Origin of the sequence: Burkholderia sp. Ac-20349, from assembly GCF_017104865.1 — a bacterium.
GTDB classification, from domain to species: domain Bacteria; phylum Pseudomonadota; class Gammaproteobacteria; order Burkholderiales; family Burkholderiaceae; genus Burkholderia; species Burkholderia aenigmatica.
Genome location: NZ_JAAGPM010000048.1, coordinates 38969 through 54650 on the forward strand (window position 1 = coordinate 38969; position 15682 = coordinate 54650).

10 protein-coding genes, 1 tRNA gene and 2 pseudogenes are annotated in these 15682 nt (G+C 65.9%); 4 read left to right on the top strand and 9 right to left on the bottom strand.

Annotated elements, in window-relative coordinates; all coding sequences use genetic code 11:
• Positions 1-25 precede the first annotated feature (25 nt).
• Both G3N61_RS17635 and G3N61_RS17640 read right to left on the bottom strand, forming a co-directional pair.
• On the bottom strand, positions 26-3133 hold the full coding sequence (locus tag G3N61_RS17635; protein ID WP_205823198.1) for a transglycosylase domain-containing protein: 3108 nt from the start codon (positions 3131-3133) through the stop codon (positions 26-28).
• Positions 3134-3366: 233 nt separating this feature from the next.
• Positions 3367-4260, bottom strand: a complete 894-nt coding sequence (locus G3N61_RS17640) for a LysR family transcriptional regulator (protein WP_089451223.1) — start codon at positions 4258-4260, stop codon at positions 3367-3369.
• Between the two features lie 400 nt (positions 4261-4660).
• Here G3N61_RS17640 and G3N61_RS39595 point away from each other — a divergent pair.
• A pseudogene (locus G3N61_RS39595) lies at positions 4661-4902 on the top strand (PAAR domain-containing protein).
• Between the two features lie 59 nt (positions 4903-4961).
• Here G3N61_RS39595 and G3N61_RS17645 read toward each other — a convergent pair.
• Both G3N61_RS17645 and G3N61_RS17650 read right to left on the bottom strand, forming a co-directional pair.
• Entirely contained in the window at positions 4962-5273 is a 312-nt protein-coding gene (locus G3N61_RS17645) for a cupin domain-containing protein (RefSeq protein ID WP_205823199.1), read from the bottom strand.
• Between the two features lie 67 nt (positions 5274-5340).
• A complete protein-coding gene (locus G3N61_RS17650) occupies positions 5341-6024 on the bottom strand; it encodes a DJ-1/PfpI family protein (RefSeq protein ID WP_089451221.1) in 684 nt (227 codons plus the stop codon).
• 117 nt (positions 6025-6141) lie between these two features.
• Here G3N61_RS17650 and G3N61_RS17655 point away from each other — a divergent pair, with 117 nt between their 5' ends.
• Positions 6142-7113, top strand: a complete 972-nt coding sequence (locus tag G3N61_RS17655; RefSeq protein ID WP_205823200.1) for a GlxA family transcriptional regulator — start codon at positions 6142-6144, stop codon at positions 7111-7113.
• Between the two features lie 181 nt (positions 7114-7294).
• Positions 7295-8269: a LysR family transcriptional regulator gene (locus G3N61_RS17660; RefSeq protein WP_043190729.1), complete on the top strand. Its 975-nt coding sequence runs from the start codon at positions 7295-7297 to the stop codon at positions 8267-8269.
• Between the two features lie 85 nt (positions 8270-8354).
• Here G3N61_RS17660 and G3N61_RS17665 read toward each other — a convergent pair whose 3' ends face one another.
• From G3N61_RS17665 to G3N61_RS17685, 5 genes and pseudogenes are all read right to left on the bottom strand, one after another.
• Positions 8355-9305: a hypothetical protein gene (locus G3N61_RS17665; RefSeq protein WP_205823201.1), complete on the bottom strand. Its 951-nt coding sequence runs from the start codon at positions 9303-9305 to the stop codon at positions 8355-8357.
• Entirely contained in the window at positions 9274-11502 is a 2229-nt protein-coding gene (locus tag G3N61_RS17670; RefSeq protein WP_205823202.1) for a hypothetical protein, read from the bottom strand. The genes G3N61_RS17665 and G3N61_RS17670 overlap by 32 nt, the downstream gene beginning before the upstream one ends.
• A gap of 535 nt (positions 11503-12037) precedes the next feature.
• Positions 12038-12114: transfer RNA gene (locus G3N61_RS17675), tRNA-Met, on the bottom strand.
• 138 nt (positions 12115-12252) lie between these two features.
• Complete coding sequence (locus tag G3N61_RS17680; protein WP_043190737.1) at positions 12253-13911, bottom strand: MFS transporter; 1659 nt, start codon at positions 13909-13911, stop codon at positions 12253-12255.
• A 226-nt stretch (positions 13912-14137) separates the two neighbouring features.
• Positions 14138-15559: pseudogene (locus tag G3N61_RS17685) on the bottom strand (sensor histidine kinase N-terminal domain-containing protein); the annotation flags it as partial.
• Between G3N61_RS17685 and G3N61_RS40085 the strand changes: the two are divergent.
• On the top strand, positions 15486-15682 hold a 197-nt coding region (locus tag G3N61_RS40085; RefSeq protein WP_277405105.1), incomplete at its 3' end, for a hypothetical protein. The pseudogene G3N61_RS17685 and the gene G3N61_RS40085 overlap by 74 nt on opposite strands.

The window sequence follows — 15682 nt, forward strand, 5'->3', positions numbered from 1 at the left end:
CGGCGCATGAAGGGTCGCGTGGCCGTCAGGACGGTTGCGCGGCAGCGGCATCCGGCGCGGGCGTTTCCGCCTGCGGGGCGGGGCCCGCGGTGCGCGTGCCGGTGCCGGCCGGGCGTTCGATCAGCGGCGCGAGCGCCGGCGCCATCGACTTCAGCAACTGCACGGCCATCGCGCTCGTGAAGTCGTAGCGCGCTGCATACGGTTCATGCGCCGTTGCGGTCAGGACCCCGAAGAACCGGTCGCCGAGCACGAACACGAACGTGCCGCTGCGATTGACCTTGCGCGACTCGATCAGCCGCGCGCCGCGCGCATAGACGTTGAAGCGCTGGTCGCCCGTCCCTGTCTTGCCGTACACGTCGAGCGTCTTGCCGTCGGGCAGCGTGAAGCCGCCCGCGAGGCGGCGCGCGGTGCCGTTGAGCACGACGTCGCGCAGCAGCGTGTGCGCCACGTTGACGATCTCCGGCGACAGCATCGGCTGCGGCTGCGCGGCCGCGCGCACGAAGCGCGTCTCGTACGGCGTGCCCTTCGCGAAGTCGAGCCGCGTGATCGTCTCGGTCGGCGCCTTCTGGCCGCCGTTCGCGATCAGGCCGATCAGTTTCGCGAGTGCGTCGGGCTGGTCGCCCGATGCGCCGATCGCGGCCGCATACGACGGCGTGACCTCCGCGAACGGGTAGCCGAGCGCGCGCCACGCCTTCGTGATCTCCGCGTACGCACGCAGTTCGACCATGCGGCGGATGCGGCGGTCCTGGGTCGCGTGGTAGCGCGTCTTGTACAGCCATGAGTACGTGTAGAAACGCGCATCGTGGCTGTCGCGCTGGACATCGGCGAGCGATGCGCCCGGGTGCGCGCGCAGGTAGTTGAGCGTCCACAGCGCGAGCGGATGCACGCTCGCGATATAGCCGCGATCGTTGAGGTTGAAGCGGTCGATCGCGTACTTCGCGTAGAGCTTGGCGAGGTCGTCGTCGGACAGCGTCGCGGCCGGCGTGCCCTTCAGTTGCGTGCGCATCTGCGCATCGAACCACGCGAGCGATTCGTTCGGCGCGACGCTGCGCAGCACCGTCGCGATCTTCGGTGGCGATTTGCGCACGTCCTTCAGCATCAGCGCGAGCGCGTCGTCGGGCGCCTTGCCCGCATAGCGCGTGTAGTAACGCTTCACGTAGACCTGGCTTTCGCCGTCGACGAACTGCTGCAGGTAATGCTGGCGCTGCTCGGGATCGCCGAGCCACGACGACGACGGGCCGGCCGCCTGCAGCGTCTCGTAGTGGACGATGTCGCGCATCAGCCGCACGAACACGAGGTTGACCGAGTGCTCGAACGCCGTGTGCAGCGTCAGGATGCGGCCGTTGTCCGATTTTTCGAAGTTCGAGAATACCTGCGCGCCGCCGCCCGTGTAGAACACGTCGGGGCTGGCCGAGTACTTGCGTTCGACGGCCGCGTCGAGCATTGCCTGCAGCGAGCGGTCGCGCGTATGCGACAGATAGTCGAGCGCCCAGTGCGACAGCCCGTCGATCGGGTCGGGCTTCACGCGGGCCAGCTCCGCGTTCGACAGGTTCGCGTAGCGCGCATGCAGGTCGGACACGATCTGCAGGTACGTGATCAGCGTGCGCAGCTTCGCGGTCGAGCCGAGGTTGATGCGGCCGCCGCGATTGACGTCGAACGGTTCGTTCACGCTGTCGGTCTGCACGCGCAGCAGGTTCGCGCCGTTGCGGTGTTCGTACAGCGTGAAGCTGTACGTGAGGTGCGACGGGTCGTCCTTCGGCGCGAGCATCTCGAAACCGTACAGGCCCGCTTTCTGCGCGCCGTCACGCGTCGACGCCTGGGCGAGCCGTTCGGCGACCGCCTGCTGCACGCCGTTGTCGAGCGTGCTGGTCGCCTGCAGGTCGAACTGGTCGAGCTGGTACAGGTCGCTGATGCCGAGTGCCGACAGCAGCGACGCGCGCGCGGACGTCACGGCCTTGCGCGACACGAACGACTGCACGTGCGCGGCGGCTGGCGGCGCGCTGCGTTCGATCTGCGCGGTGAGCGCGGCGTCGCGCAGCGCGGGCGAAATCACGCCGCCGTTCGACAGCAGCCGCAGGTAGCTGTCGGTCAGCTTCTGCAGCGCCGGATAGCCGCGGTTGAGGAAGTACGACGGCGCGCGCTGCGCGATGATCAGCGACAGCACCTCGCGGAACGTCTTGCCTTGTTCGTCGACGTTGTCGCCGGTGGTCGGCGCGGACAGGATCCGGTTCACGTCGTTGAAGTCGCGGCCGTACCACGCGGCGAGACCGTCGCCGATGCCGGTGATTTCACCGACATGCGGCCGTGCGGCGAGCGGGACGGAATTCAGGTAGCGCACGACGATGGTGCGGCGCGCGGGCATCGTCTGCGGGCCGTTCAGGTACGCGCGCACCGATGCGGACGCGATCTGCCGCAGCTTCTCGGGCGGCGTCGCGGTGCGGCCCTCGGGCGAATGGCGGAACTTCTCGATCTGCGTCGCGAGCGTGCTGCCGCCCGGGCGTGCCTGATGGCGGTTGACGACGTGCAACGCCTGGTCGGCGACCGCGCGGCCGAAGCGCCCCCAGTCGATCGCCGGGTTGCGGTTCGGCTCGTTCGCGTCGAGCAGGTAGCGATCCTCGATGAACAGCAGCGAATTCGCGACCACGGGCGGCACCATGTCGAAGTCGGCGTAGACGCGCTGCGGGAACGCGGTCGTGAACAGCGGCGCGCCGGTCGAGTCGAACAGCATCAGGCCCGCCTGGTCCTTCTCTTCGAACGGGAGGAACAGCCCGCGATCGCCGAGCAACAGCATCCGCTGCGAATCGCGCGCCTGCTTGCTGACGACGAAGCCGCGCGCGAGCAGCCGCTCCTGGAACGCCGGAATCATCGCGTAGCCGAGGCGCTGGTCGTACGGGCCGTTCGCAGGGAAGCGGATGTGATCGCTCGGGCCCGTCTCGACCGTGTAGCCGACATCGCGGGTGAGCTCGGACAGGTAGTGCGCCTGCAGCCGGGACGTTTCGATCTCGCTCTGCACGAGTCGCGCAACGATCGCCACGGCGATCAGCAGCGCGGCCAGCAAAGACCACTTGATCCACGTCCAGACCGATGCGAGACCGGTCACGCGCGGCAGGATACGATTCAGCGGCCGATTCATGGCGGCGTCTCCCTGAAGGCACGGGCTCCGGCCGCACCCCATTAAGGATTAGTGTAGTCCTCAAAGGCGTGCTGCCAAGAGCGGTCACTACGGAGATGCGCGGATGCAACGCCCGTGCCCGCCAGTGGTGCAGCCAGGGGGTGCCGGTGGCGGTCGAACCGGTTTCAGGCCGGCGGTTCCTGGGCGCCCGACGGGCTGCCGGAACGGCAGGCCGGATAAGTGGGGTCGGATATTCAGTGCTTGCACGTGAAATATTCGATCACGTGATCGACGAAAAGGCGCGTCTTGCGCGGGAAGTGCCGGCGGCTCGGATACGCGATGTTCATCTCGAGATCGTCGACGCAATAACCGTCGAGCAGCGGCAGCAGCCGGCCGTCGCGGAGGTCGTCCTCGACGAGGAAGCGCGGGAGGATCGCGACGCCCATGCCGCTCAATGCGAATTGCCGGATCAGGCCCAGGTTGTTCGACGCTGCCGACTTGTTCGGGCGCACGGCGAAGCGCATGTTGCCGAGGTCGAACGACACCGATTCGCCCGCGTAGTCCGACTGGAACAGCAGGCACGCATGATGCTCGAGATCGCGCGGATGCGCGGGCTGGCCATGCCGGTCGACGTATTCGTGCGACGCGCAGATGACGAGACCGAATCGCGTGAGGACGCGCCGCACGGTGCTGGCGCCGTTGATGCGCTGTGTGATCAGCAGTCCGACGTCGAATCCTTCCGACACGAGGTCGACATGCCGGTCCACGACCGTCACTTCGGGCACGACTTTCGGATGCTGGCGCTTGAATGTGTCGAGCGCCGGGGCGAGCATCTGGATGCCGAACATCACGGGCGCGACGATCTTGAGCGAGCCGATCGGCTCATGGTTCAGCGATGCGATCGTCTCTTCGACGCAATCGATCTCGCTGATCAAGCGGCGCACCTGCTCGAAATACAGGCGTCCGGCGTCGGTGAGCGACAGGCTGCGCGTCGTGCGGTTCAGCAGGCGCGCGCCGAGCCGGTTTTCCAGGCTCAGGAGCAGGCGGGTGGCGGACGAGTTGGAAATGTGCAGGTCGGCGGCGGCTTTTGCGAAGCTCTGCATTTCGGCGACCTTGACGAACAAACGCATCGACTGGAGTTCATCCATGTTTTTTGATGTTGATCAGTGAATTTATCTTTATTGAATTGTATTCCTCTGTTTTTTAATTAACGAAACGCCATAAGGCAATTGTGTTTTATCGAACCGGGTAAAAATTCAAGGTGGGGATGGCGGGATTCTGAAAGGTTTGGTTGCGCGTTGAAGCATTGTGGGCGTTGCTTGGCGGGCGGGTTCGTATGAATTTCTCGCGCCGGATTTTCGGGATAATTGGCCGGGAATTTATTGAGATAATCGGGCTGGCTGGATTATGCGGGTTGATTTTCGTACTTGTACTAAATCAATTTTAGGAATTGTACGAAAATTGTTCTGGCTATATCGGTCTGCATTGCGCAATGCGATTGCCCTTCGCCCCCGCGCGTGCCGCCATCGCCACAGCGCGCTTCGCGCGATCGTGTCGGCGCATGGTCTCGACGGGATTGCCCGAGTGTTGTTCGACGGGCGCGAACTCGCCTATCCCGGCGTGCCGAGAGATGCGCCGCCTGCAAGACGCAGGGCGCGATCGTGTCGGACGGCGGCGAGCGCATGTGACCGTGATGGGCAAGGCCGTCGCGCTCGAACACGACCTGTGCCCGTGTCGGTGCGCGCCGCAGCCCAAACTCGTCGCGTCGCAGCGGGACGATCTCCGGATAGAACCCGCCGTGCAGGCGGGCGTTCCGCGTGTGCAACGCATGCGGAATGCCCGCCCGATCTCAGGCGCTGCCTGCGGTTTCGATCACGAGGATGCGTGCTTCGCCGAGCGGATGCGCGACGTGTTCGGTGCCGGCCGCCGCGTGGAACACGTCGCCCGTTTCGAGCACCGTCGCGTGCTCGACGCCTGCTTCGCGATACCGCATCTCGACGCGACCGTCGAGCACCGCGAACACTTCCTCGCCGTCGTTCACATGCCAGCGATACGGTTGGTCGGTCCAGTGCAGGCGGACCGTGATGCCGTTGAGGTTCGCGATGTCGAGCGCGCCCCATGCACGGTCCGCGGTGAACGTGGCGCTGCGGATGATGTTCATCGATGAGTTCTCCGGCGCGAATGCGCGTCGTCTTCCAGTCTTCGCGTCAATTTCCCGGCATCCGCATTCAGCGCGACATCGCGCGCAGCGCCTGTTCGATCGTCTCCTTGCGCTTCGCGAAGCCGGCCGCCGAGCGTTCGGTGACGCGCTTCACGACCGCCGCCGGCGCGGTGTCGGGCGAGCCGGCGTCGAACGGCGGGGCGGGCGCGTATTCGAGCTGCAGCTGGATTGCCTGCGCTTCTTCGTCGCCGGCCAGTTCCGCGGCGATCGTCAATGCGAAGTCGATGCCGGCCGTGACGCCGCCGCCCGTGATCAGGTTGCCGTCGCGCACGACGCGCTCGCGCACGGGCACCGCGCCGAGCGGTTCGAGCAGCGCGTGGAATGCCCAGTGCGTCGTCGCGCGCCGCCCGCGCAGCAGGCCGGCCACGCCGAGCAGCAGCGCACCCGTGCAGACCGACGTCACGTAGCGCGCGGCAGCCGCGCGCTGCTGCACGAATGCGATCGTCTCGGCATCGAGCAGCAGCGCGTTGATCCCGATCCCGCCCGGAATGCAGATCACGTCGAGCGGCGGGCAGTCGTCGAACGTGCAGGTTGGCGCGAGCGCGAGCCCGCTGCTCGACGCGACGGTGTCGCGCGACTTCCAGACCAGATGGACGGTGGCGTCGGGCAGCGACGCGAGCACGTCGTGCGGGCCGGTGAGATCGAGTTGCTGGACGCCCGGAAACACGAGAAAGCCGATATGCAGGGTCATGCGAAGACTCCGAGTGGAAGGGGAACGAACCGTTGCGGGCACGGGATGGACAGATCGATTCTAGGCGCGTAGTGTTTGGCGAAATTGCCATATCACCCACGTTTTCAGCCAATCGCCATGCCTGCCGCTCCGCGTTCGATCCTGATCCTCGCGTTCCCTCGCGCGCAGCTGCTCGACGTGTCGGGGCCGCTGCAGGTGTTTGCGTCCGTCAACGAGCTTGCGCTGGAGCGCGGCCAGCCGGCGCCGTATGCGCCGCGCGTCATCGCGGCCGATGCGGGGCCCGTCGAGACGTCGTCGGGCCTGGTCGTGATGGCGGAATCGTTGCGTTCGGCGGCGCGCCATCCCGATACGCTGATCGTCTCCGGCGGCAAGGGCGTGCATGCGGCATCGAAGGATGCGCGGCTGGTGCGCTGGGTACGGCAGCAGGCGGCGCGCACACGGCGCGTGGCATCGGTCTGCACCGGCGCGTTCCTGCTCGCCGAGGCTGGCCTGCTCGACGGGCGGCGTGCGGTCACGCACTGGGCGCGCTGCGACGAATTCGCGGCGCGCTATCCGAACGTGCGCGTCGAGTCCGATCCGATCTTCATCCGCGAAGGCGCGCTGTGGACCTCGGCCGGCGTGACGGCCGGCATCGATCTCGCGCTCGCGCTGGTCGAGGAGGATCTCGGGCGGGCGACCGCGCTCGACGTCGCGCGCGAACTCGTCGTGTTCCTGAAGCGTCCGGGCGGACAGGCGCAGTTCAGCACGATGCTGTCGATGCAGCGCACCGACGACCGATTCGGCGAACTGCACGCGTGGATGGCCGAGCACCTGACGGCCGACCTGTCGGTGCCCGCGCTGGCCGAGCGCGTGCGCATGAGCGAACGCAGCTTCGTGCGCCACTACCGCGCGGGAACCGGCCGCACACCCGCGCGCGCGGTCGAGCAGATCCGCGTCGAGGCCGCACAGCGTCTGCTCGGCGAAACGGCCTGGCCCGTCAAGCGGATCGCCGCGCGTTGCGGCTTCGGCTCGGAGGAAACGCTGCGACGCTGTTTCGTGCGCATGCTGGGCGTGTCGCCGCAGGGGTATCGCGAGCGGTTCGTGCGGTAACGCACGCCGTGCGGCCGGGGTCGGGGCCGGAACGATTGCCGCGAGAGACTGAACGGAAATCGATCGCTTTCCAGTCCGAAATTCGGAAATTATTCAGGATCGTAGAACAATAGGTGGGGGCTTGTGCCGCGCCCGTCGCGCGCTCTATTCTGTTTCGTTGGCGATTCGAAGGGGGAGCAGCATGGACCGAATCCAGGCAATGGAAGTTTTTACCCGCGTGGTCGACGCGAACAGCTTCACGCGCGCGGCCGACACGCTCGCGATGCCGCGTGCGTCGGTGACGACCATCATCCAGAACCTCGAGGCGCTGCTCGGCGTGCGCCTGATGCACCGGACGACGCGCCGGCTGTCGCTGACGCCGGAAGGGGCGGCGTACTACGAGCATTGCATGAAGATCATCTCGGAGATCGCGGAGGCCGACGCGAGTTTCCAGACCGGCAACCGCAAGCCGAGCGGCGTGCTGCGCGTCCACATGCCGAGTTCGCTCGGGCGGCGCGTCGTGTTGCCGTCGCTGTCGATTTTCCGCCAGCGCTACCCGGACATCACGCTCGAACTGGGGCTCTCCGACCGCTACGTGGATCCGGTCGAGGAGGGCATCGACTGCATGATCCGGGTCGGGCCGCTCGAGGATTCGTCGATGGTCGCGCGGCGGATCGGGATGCTGAAGCGCGTGACCTGCGCGTCGCCCGACTACCTCGCGCGTCACGGCGAGCCGCACGAGATTGCCGATCTCGCCGAGCATCATGCGGTGAATTTTCGTTCGAGCCACGGCGCGCGTGCGATTCCGTGGGTGTTCATGATCGACGGCAAGCCGTTCGAGGTGCGGATGAACGGGAGCGTCACGGTCAACGATTCGGATGCCTATGTGACGTGCGGGCTCGAAGGGTTCGGGATGATCCAGCCGACGCTGTTCATGGTGCTGCCGAACCTGCTCGACGGCTCGCTGGTCGAGGTACTGCCGGACTGCAATCCGAAGCCGAAGCCGATCTCGATCGTCTATCCGCACAACCGGCATCTGTCGCAGAAGGTGCGCGTGTTCGCCGACTGGATCGCTGAGGTGTTCGAGTCGACGCCGTCGCTGGAGGGCGGGGAGAACTGGCGCGGGCGGGTGGGGGCGCAGGCGGCGAAGGTGCAGAGAGGCGCGGTGGCGGCGTAAGGCGTCGGCGTGCTGCCGGGGTGGCCGTGTTGCCGGCCACCGCGGATTCCGGTGCGCGCCGCCGGCACGCGTGGGGACGCCGCCGCTACCAGCGGATGGTGTACGGATTGTTGCCCAGCGCCCAGTGCGCGTTGTCGTCCCGCTCGAGGAGAATCCCCTTGTGGGCCCAGCCATCGTCTTCGGGATAGAACGACAGCGCGCCCAGCAGGTCCGGGTCTGCCAGCCACGGCGTCGCTTGCTTGTCCGGTTTCCACAGGAAATTGACCCACGTCACCAGATGCGGATTGTCGTCGAACGGATTCTTGGAGGGCGTCATGAATTTTTCGACGCCGCCATATGAAACGTGCGCGCAGAACAGGTTGATCATGTACAGGACGCGCCCGCCGGGTGACGAAGGATCGGTCGACTCGATTTCTTGATATCGGTAGTATGGCTTCCCGAACGCGGTGAGCTCGATGTGGCTCAAGCGCACAGGCTTGTCACTCAGCTCGTAATCCGGATTCCTGATGGTTGGCTTGCCTTTGCCCGCGTCGAATTTGACGGTGATCAGGCCGCGGTCGATGAGCGCCTGCACGTCTTTCCGGACCGTCCCGTCCACTCTCAGCAAGCTCGCCGCAGTGACGTCGGCGGGCAGCTCGGCGCCGCTCAGGCTGACGCAGGCGTCAGTCGGCGCCGTGTTCTTGTCCGCGAGCGCGGCTTTCAGAATCTCGTCGATCTCGCTTTTGCCCAGGCCGCCCGGCGGTGACAGGTATCGCACGCCTGCCACCGCGGCAGCGGCGACTGCGGCGACCGCGACACCGGCCACCAGCCGGCGTCGACTCGTGCGTCCGCGCGGCTTGTCGCGGTTCGATTCGTTACGTTCCGTCATCTGATCCTCGGTATTTTCGTTGGCGATCGGGTCACTGCTGAATCCGGTCATGGAGAAGCGGGCAGCGGCCCGACCGGTCGAACGCGTGTCCGATTTTCGCCGATCGTGGAAGTCGGCAGCCAGTCGATGCACGGCTTCAATTGTGGGACTGATCCGGAGCAGCGCCACGCGTCGCGCGATCGCGCAGCGCGGCGGGCAATTGCCACAGCATCAGTTCGCGCGTGCCGAGTCCCCACAGCGCCGAACCGCTCCATGAAAACGCCAGCGCCTGGATCTCGCTGTCTTTGGGGATCGACGATGTGTCGAGCTGCACGGGGGTGCGGCCCTGTGCGACGTCCCAGAGTGCCACGCGATGCTTCCAGCCGCCAGTGGTGTAGGTCGTGCCCATTGCCAGGAAGCGTCCGTTCGCCGAACGGGCGGCGGCCTTGAAGTTGTCGGCACTGCCCAGCAGTGCCGACAGCACGTGCCCGCTCTTGAGATCCACCACGTGCATGCCGACAAAGCGCTCCCGTTTCGGGCCGGGATACTTCACGGGAGGCGGCATGCTGCCGTCGTCGTCGAGCAGGAGCACGAAACCTGTCGCGATCCATTGACCTTGCGGCGAACCGAGCGGCTTGGGCACCCATTGCGCGATACCGGCAGCGCTGACGGAATTCGGCATGCCGAAGCGCTGGGGTAAGGCGATCGTACGCAGCGCGCGGCCGGTGCGGGCGTCCAGCTCGGCGAGCCCTTGCGAATCCTCCGTCCAGTAGCTCCCGGAAGGCTGCCAGCGGACTGGCCAGATCAGGGCATTGCTGCCGTTGCTGATCTCGTTCATCAGCGACTGGCGTACCGACGACAGCGTGGTGACGAACGGCCATGGATCGTCGGTGGCCGACGGCGGTGACGCCGGGCGCTGCACGGTCAGGAATTCGGAACCGACCGGGTTCTCGTTCTTCTCGTCACGCCGGATGTCATGCCAGAAATTGACCGGCAGATCGTCGTCGAGAATCCAGTGCATATCGCTCATCTGATGGTCTCGCCAATCGGTCTCGCTCGGCCAGACGACTTCATGACGATCGACCTTGCGGCTCGCGAGGTCATATCGGTACAGGCATGGGTTGCTCTTGGCATCCGGCTGGCCGTCGAACCAGACGGCGCTGCCGTCGCCGTTCATCATCATCCGTCGCGGGCCGTCCTTGCCGTGCCAGACTTCGTCCGCCTGCAACCCACCGTTGCCCGCGTGCAGTCGCCACACATACTCGTTCCAGCCGCGGTTGTCGGCCACCTGGGCACTGAACAGCAGGCTGCCATCCGGCAGGCCGAGGATGTCGTGCGGGTACAGCAACGTGCGTTGCGACGGGTCGGTCACGAACTTGTCCCAGCGGATGATCGAAGGCTTGATGACCGGGGCGCTCGGGTCCGGCACGACCAGCTTGATTGCGGGGGGCGGCATCGACGGTGTCGTGGGTAACTGCCATGCAACGGGCGACGTGGCGATTTCCAGCCTGGCTGGCAGTGCGGACAGCGCGCCGGACAATGCCGTGAACACGTCGCCCGGTACGACGGATATGCCAGTCCTGCTGGATTGGGTCCGGTTGCCGCTGAATATGTCCAGGTCCTGCAGTGTCAGTGCTTTCCACAGGCTGTAGTCGGGGTTGGGCCGGGAGTCGATGCGACCGAACTGAACGACCGTCGCCGGGTGCCCGAATATCGCGCTGACGTCCTGCACCCTGACGAACAGCGCGCTCCGGTACTGACCGGTGATGCCATCGCTGTGGTCCTGGCGGGCTTCCCAGAATGCGTAGGTGGACTGCAGCGCAGGCACGCCCGAGCCCTGGAACAGCCGGTCGACGCGTGTCCGAGCCTGATCCATGCGCCAGTCCAGTTCCTGCCGGGTGATCGCGCCTTGTTGCAGCGCCAGCTGCAGTTTCGGCAGGGTCGCGTGGTCGGCGATGGCTGCGCGCAGGTCCGGCCGGCGCGACAACAGCACACGGCTCCAGGGGTCCGGCAAATTCCGCAGCTGCCAGCTATTGGCGCTGGCTGTTACCGGGCTCGTCCGTTGCAGTACGCGTTGCACCAGCGGCTGTACCTGATCGTAGGGGGCGGAGACCAGCAGGAACACGGCTTCCGCATAAGCTTGCCGGTTCTTGCCGTTGTCCCAGATCAGGACCTGCTCGCTTCGACGGGCGGCTACTTCGTAATCGTCGTCGTGCCCGGTGTCGTGTAGCTGCTCGAATCTCCAGTGCAAGCCGTCGACGGTGGTGTCTGGCAGAGGGTCGGCGTGGCAGGCAAGCGGGATGGCGATGCCGATCAGAACCGACAGGAAGCATGCGAGGCGCTTTTTCATTGACGTTATGCCCGGATGCAGCAGAAATTTGGACATGCCGATTCTAAGTGCGGTGTAGTGTCCGTGCCGCGGTGGTCTGGGTGCGATTGCGCGGGGTATCGACTTTTGCACCGTTCGGTATCGCCGCATACCGGCATCGGCGCGCAGATCGTCTTTTTATGGAGAGCGGTGCCGGCATCGGTTGCGTATCCGCTCCGGTCTCGAGCGCAATGGCGCGATCATCGTGGCCACGAAAGCATGAGCCGGTACTGGAGTGTTGAACTGAAAGCGCGGGTCTCCGATTGCGATCGTGTTCAATCGTTCTTGTTGGCGTCGGTCTTGCGCAGGCAAGGGTGTCGGGGCGCGTGACGCGCTCGGATGAAAAATCGCGGCCATTCAGCGCGACGGCTCGCGTCGGCGCATTCAAGTCACGCATCGCGATTTCGACCGGAAGTGTGCGATTGACGATGGCCGAATGATCGTCGCGTTCGACTGGCGGAGGCTCACACGGTCAACGTGATGTGACGGCGTGTGTTTTTGGCGGAACAAATGAAAAAGCCGCTGTTTCTTTCGAAACAGCGGCTCTCGCATTTGGTGGCGAATCAGGGATTCGAACCCCGGACCTGCGGATTATGATTCCGTCGCTCTAACCGACTGAGCTAATTCGCCGAAGAAATGAATTATGGAGAATGCCGGTCTGGCTGTCAACACCTTTTTTCATCTTCCGTGAAAAAGGTTGCCGTCGGCCCGCGCCGGCCTCGTCGCGGGGCGGGTTGCCGCTCACCGGAACCCGCCCGCCACCCGACCTCAATCCTGCGCGTAGATATTCGAGTCCTTCGTCTCCTTGACGAACAGCAGGCCGATCACGAACGTGCCCAGCGCGATCACGATCGGATACCAGAGGCCCGAGTAGATGTTGCCCTTCGCCGCGACGATCGCGAACGCGGTCGCCGGCAGGAAGCCGCCGAACCAGCCGTTGCCGATGTGATAGGGCAGCGACATCGACGTGTAGCGGATCCGCGTCGGGAACATCTCGACCAGCATCGCGGCGATCGGGCCGTAGACCATCGTCACGTAGATCACGAGGATCGTCAGGATCACGATCGTCATCGGCCAGTTGAGCTGCGCCGGGTCGGCCTTCGCCGGGTAGCCGGCCGACTTCAGCGTCGACGCGAGCGTCTTGTCGAACGCTGCACCCTGCGCCTTCGCGTCGGCCGCCTTGCCTTCATAGGCGGGGATCACCGTGTCGCCGACCTTGATCTGGGCCGTCGTGCCAGCCGGTGCCGCGACGTTCTCGTAGTTCAGGCCGGCCTTCGCGAGCGCACTCTTTGCGACGTCGCACGAGTTCGTGAACTTCGACGTGCCCACCGGGTTGAACTGGAACGAGCAGGTGGCCGGATCGGCGATCACCGAAATCGGCGCCTTCTGCGTCGCGATCTCGAGCTGCGGATTCGCGTAGTGCGTGAGCGCCTTGAACAGCGGGAAGTAGGTCAGCGCGGCGATCAGGCAGCCCGCGAGGATGATCGGCTTGCGGCCGATCTTGTCCGACAGCGAACCGAAGAACAGGAAGAACGGCGTGCCGATCAGGAGCGCGATCGCGATCAGGATGTTCGCGCTCGCACCGTCCACCTTCAGCGTCTGGGTGAGGAAGAACAGCGCGTAGAACTGGCCCGTGTACCACACGACGGCCTGGCCGGCGGTCAGGCCGACGAGCGCGAGGATCACGATCTTCAGGTTCTTCCACTGGCCGAACGCCTCGGTCAGCGGCGCTTTCGACGTCTTGCCTTCCGCCTTGATGCGCATGAACACCGGCGATTCGTTCAGCTGCATCCGGATCCACACCGACACCGCGAGCAGCAGGATCGACGCGACGAACGGCACGCGCCAGCCCCAGCTGCCGAACGCTTCCTCGCCGATGAACGTGCGCACGCCGAGGATCACGAGCAGCGACAGGAACAGGCCGAGCGTGGCGGTCGTCTGGATCCATGCGGTGTAGAAGCCGCGACGGTTGGCCGGCGCATGCTCGGCGACGTAGGTCGCTGCGCCGCCGTATTCGCCGCCGAGCGCGAGACCCTGCAGCAGCCGCATCGCGATGAAGATCACGGGCGCGGCAATGCCGATCGACGTGTAGCCGGGCAGGAAGCCGACCACGAACGTCGAGATACCCATGATCACGATCGTCACGAGGAACGTGTGCTTGCGTCCGACCATGTCGCCGAGCCGGCCGAACACGATCGCGCCGAACGGTCGCACCGCGAAGCCGGCCGCGAAGCCGAGCAGTGTGAAGATAAACGCGGCGGTCGGATTGACGCCGGAGAAGAAACTCTTGCTGATGTAGGCCGCGAGCGAGCCGGCCAGGTAAAAGTCGTACCACTCGAACACGGTGCCGAGCGACGACGCGAAGATCACCTTCTTCTCTTCGCCCGTCATCGGCGCGTGCGAAATTTGCCCGCCTAACGTTGCCATGAGTCGTCTCCAAGTCCCTTGATATAGATATGCGGCCGCCTTGGGTGAGCGGGCCTGTGGACGATTATTGGTACGGAAACTTACGGCGGACTGACTCGTGCGTGCAAAACGACTGCGCGTTAACCCGCGTCGAATCGGTTGCTTTGTGTGCCCATCGTGCTTCGAACGTCCGTCAAATTGCCGGTTTTGGTGCGGTTGCGGCGTGCTGCGGCGGCGCGCGTCAGGGTTAATCCGGGGCGGTGTCGGTCAGCGGCAGGCTGATGCGCACGAGCGTGCCGGCGAGGCGCGGTGCGTGCTGGTACACGTGATCGTCGAGCGTCAGCGTGCCGCCGTGCTGCGTGGCGATCTCGCGCACGATCGCGAGCCCGAGACCGCTGCCGTCGCCTTCGCGGCCGAGGATCCGGTAGAAGCGCTCGACGACGCGCTCGCGTTCGGCGGCCGGGATGCCCGGCCCGGTGTCCTCGACTTCGAGATGCACGACCCGCGCCGCGGGCTCGGCGCACACGCGCACCGTGATGCGGCCGCCGTCCGGCGTGTAGCGGATCGCGTTGTCGATCAGGTTGCCGAGCATCTCGCGCAGCATCACCGGATTGCCGTCGACGTCGAGCGGCGTGTCGTCCGGCGGGCCTTCGTAGCCGAGATCCATCCGTTTCGCGAGCGCGGCCTGCACCCAGTCGCGCACCGCGCGCCGCGCGAGCGTGGCGATCTCGACCGGCTCGAACGTCAGCCCGCTCGCGCGGTTCTCGGCGCGCGCAAGCGCGAGCAACTGCGTGACGAGCCGCGCGGCCTGCTCGGAGCTCGTCGCGATCTGCTCGAGCGAGCGCTGCACGTCGGGCGGGACGGGGTGGCGCAGCGCGAACTCGGCCTGCGTGCGCAGGCCCGCGAGCGGGGTCTTCATCTGGTGCGCGGCGTCGGCGATGAAGCGCTTTTGCAGCGCCATGTTCTGTTCGAGACGCGCGAGCAGGTCGTTGAACGACGTGACGAGCGGCTCGATCTCGGGCGGCGCGCGCTGCGCCTCGACGGGCGACAGGTCGTCGGGCCGCCGCGCGCGGATGTGCGCCTGCAGCGCGTTGAGCGGCGCGAGGCCGCGCGACAGCCCGAACCAGACCAGCAGGATCGCGAGCGGCAGGATCACGAATTGCGGCAGGATCACGCCCTTGATGATGTCGTTCGCGAGTGCGTTGCGCTTGTCCAGCGTTTCGCCGACCTGCACGAGCACGGGCTGCGTGTTGCCCGGTTGCGGCAGTGCGACCGTCGTATAGGCGACGCGCACGTCGTTGCCGCGCAGCAGGTCGTCGCGGAACATGACGACGCCTGGCGGCGGGCGATCCTCGTCGCGCGGCAGCGGCATGTCGGCTTCGCCCGCGACCAGCTCGCCGCGCGTGCCGAGCACCTGGAAGTAAACGCTGTCGACGTTGTCCGCGCGCAGGAAGTCGCGTGTCTGCTCCGGCAGCGTCAGCTCGGCGACGCCGTTTACCGGATGGATCTGCCGCGCGAGCACGTACGCGTTGGTCTCGAGCGCGCGGTCGAACGGGCCGTTCGCGATCGTCTTCGCGACCAGATAGGTGACGGCGATGCTCATCGGCCACAGCAGCAGCAGCGGCGCGAGCATCCAGTCGAGGATCTCGCCGAACAGCGAGCGCGGGCGCGGCATCCGGCCGGTCGTCGCGTTCGAGCTCGAGTTCTACCTGTTCGACGCGCAGCTCGAGGAGGGGATGCCGAAGTATCCGCGCGACCGCCTGTCCGACGATCGCGACGATCAGCCGAACAT

What these genes read in the sequence shown, in the direction of transcription:
- G3N61_RS17635 (WP_205823198.1), bottom strand. Translation starts at nt 3,133, where the DNA reads ATGAATCGGCCGCTGAATCGTATCCTGCCGCGCGTGACCGGTCTCGCA.
- G3N61_RS17640 (WP_089451223.1), bottom strand. Translation starts at nt 4,260, where the DNA reads ATGGATGAACTCCAGTCGATGCGTTTGTTCGTCAAGGTCGCCGAAATG.
- G3N61_RS17645 (WP_205823199.1), bottom strand. Translation starts at nt 5,273, where the DNA reads ATGAACATCATCCGCAGCGCCACGTTCACCGCGGACCGTGCATGGGGC.
- G3N61_RS17650 (WP_089451221.1), bottom strand. Translation starts at nt 6,024, where the DNA reads ATGACCCTGCATATCGGCTTTCTCGTGTTTCCGGGCGTCCAGCAACTC.
- G3N61_RS17655 (WP_205823200.1), top strand. Translation starts at nt 6,142, where the DNA reads ATGCCTGCCGCTCCGCGTTCGATCCTGATCCTCGCGTTCCCTCGCGCG.
- G3N61_RS17660 (WP_043190729.1), top strand. Translation starts at nt 7,295, where the DNA reads ATGGACCGAATCCAGGCAATGGAAGTTTTTACCCGCGTGGTCGACGCG.
- G3N61_RS17670 (WP_205823202.1), bottom strand. Translation starts at nt 11,502, where the DNA reads ATGTCCAAATTTCTGCTGCATCCGGGCATAACGTCAATGAAAAAGCGC.
- G3N61_RS17680 (WP_043190737.1), bottom strand. Translation starts at nt 13,911, where the DNA reads ATGGCAACGTTAGGCGGGCAAATTTCGCACGCGCCGATGACGGGCGAA.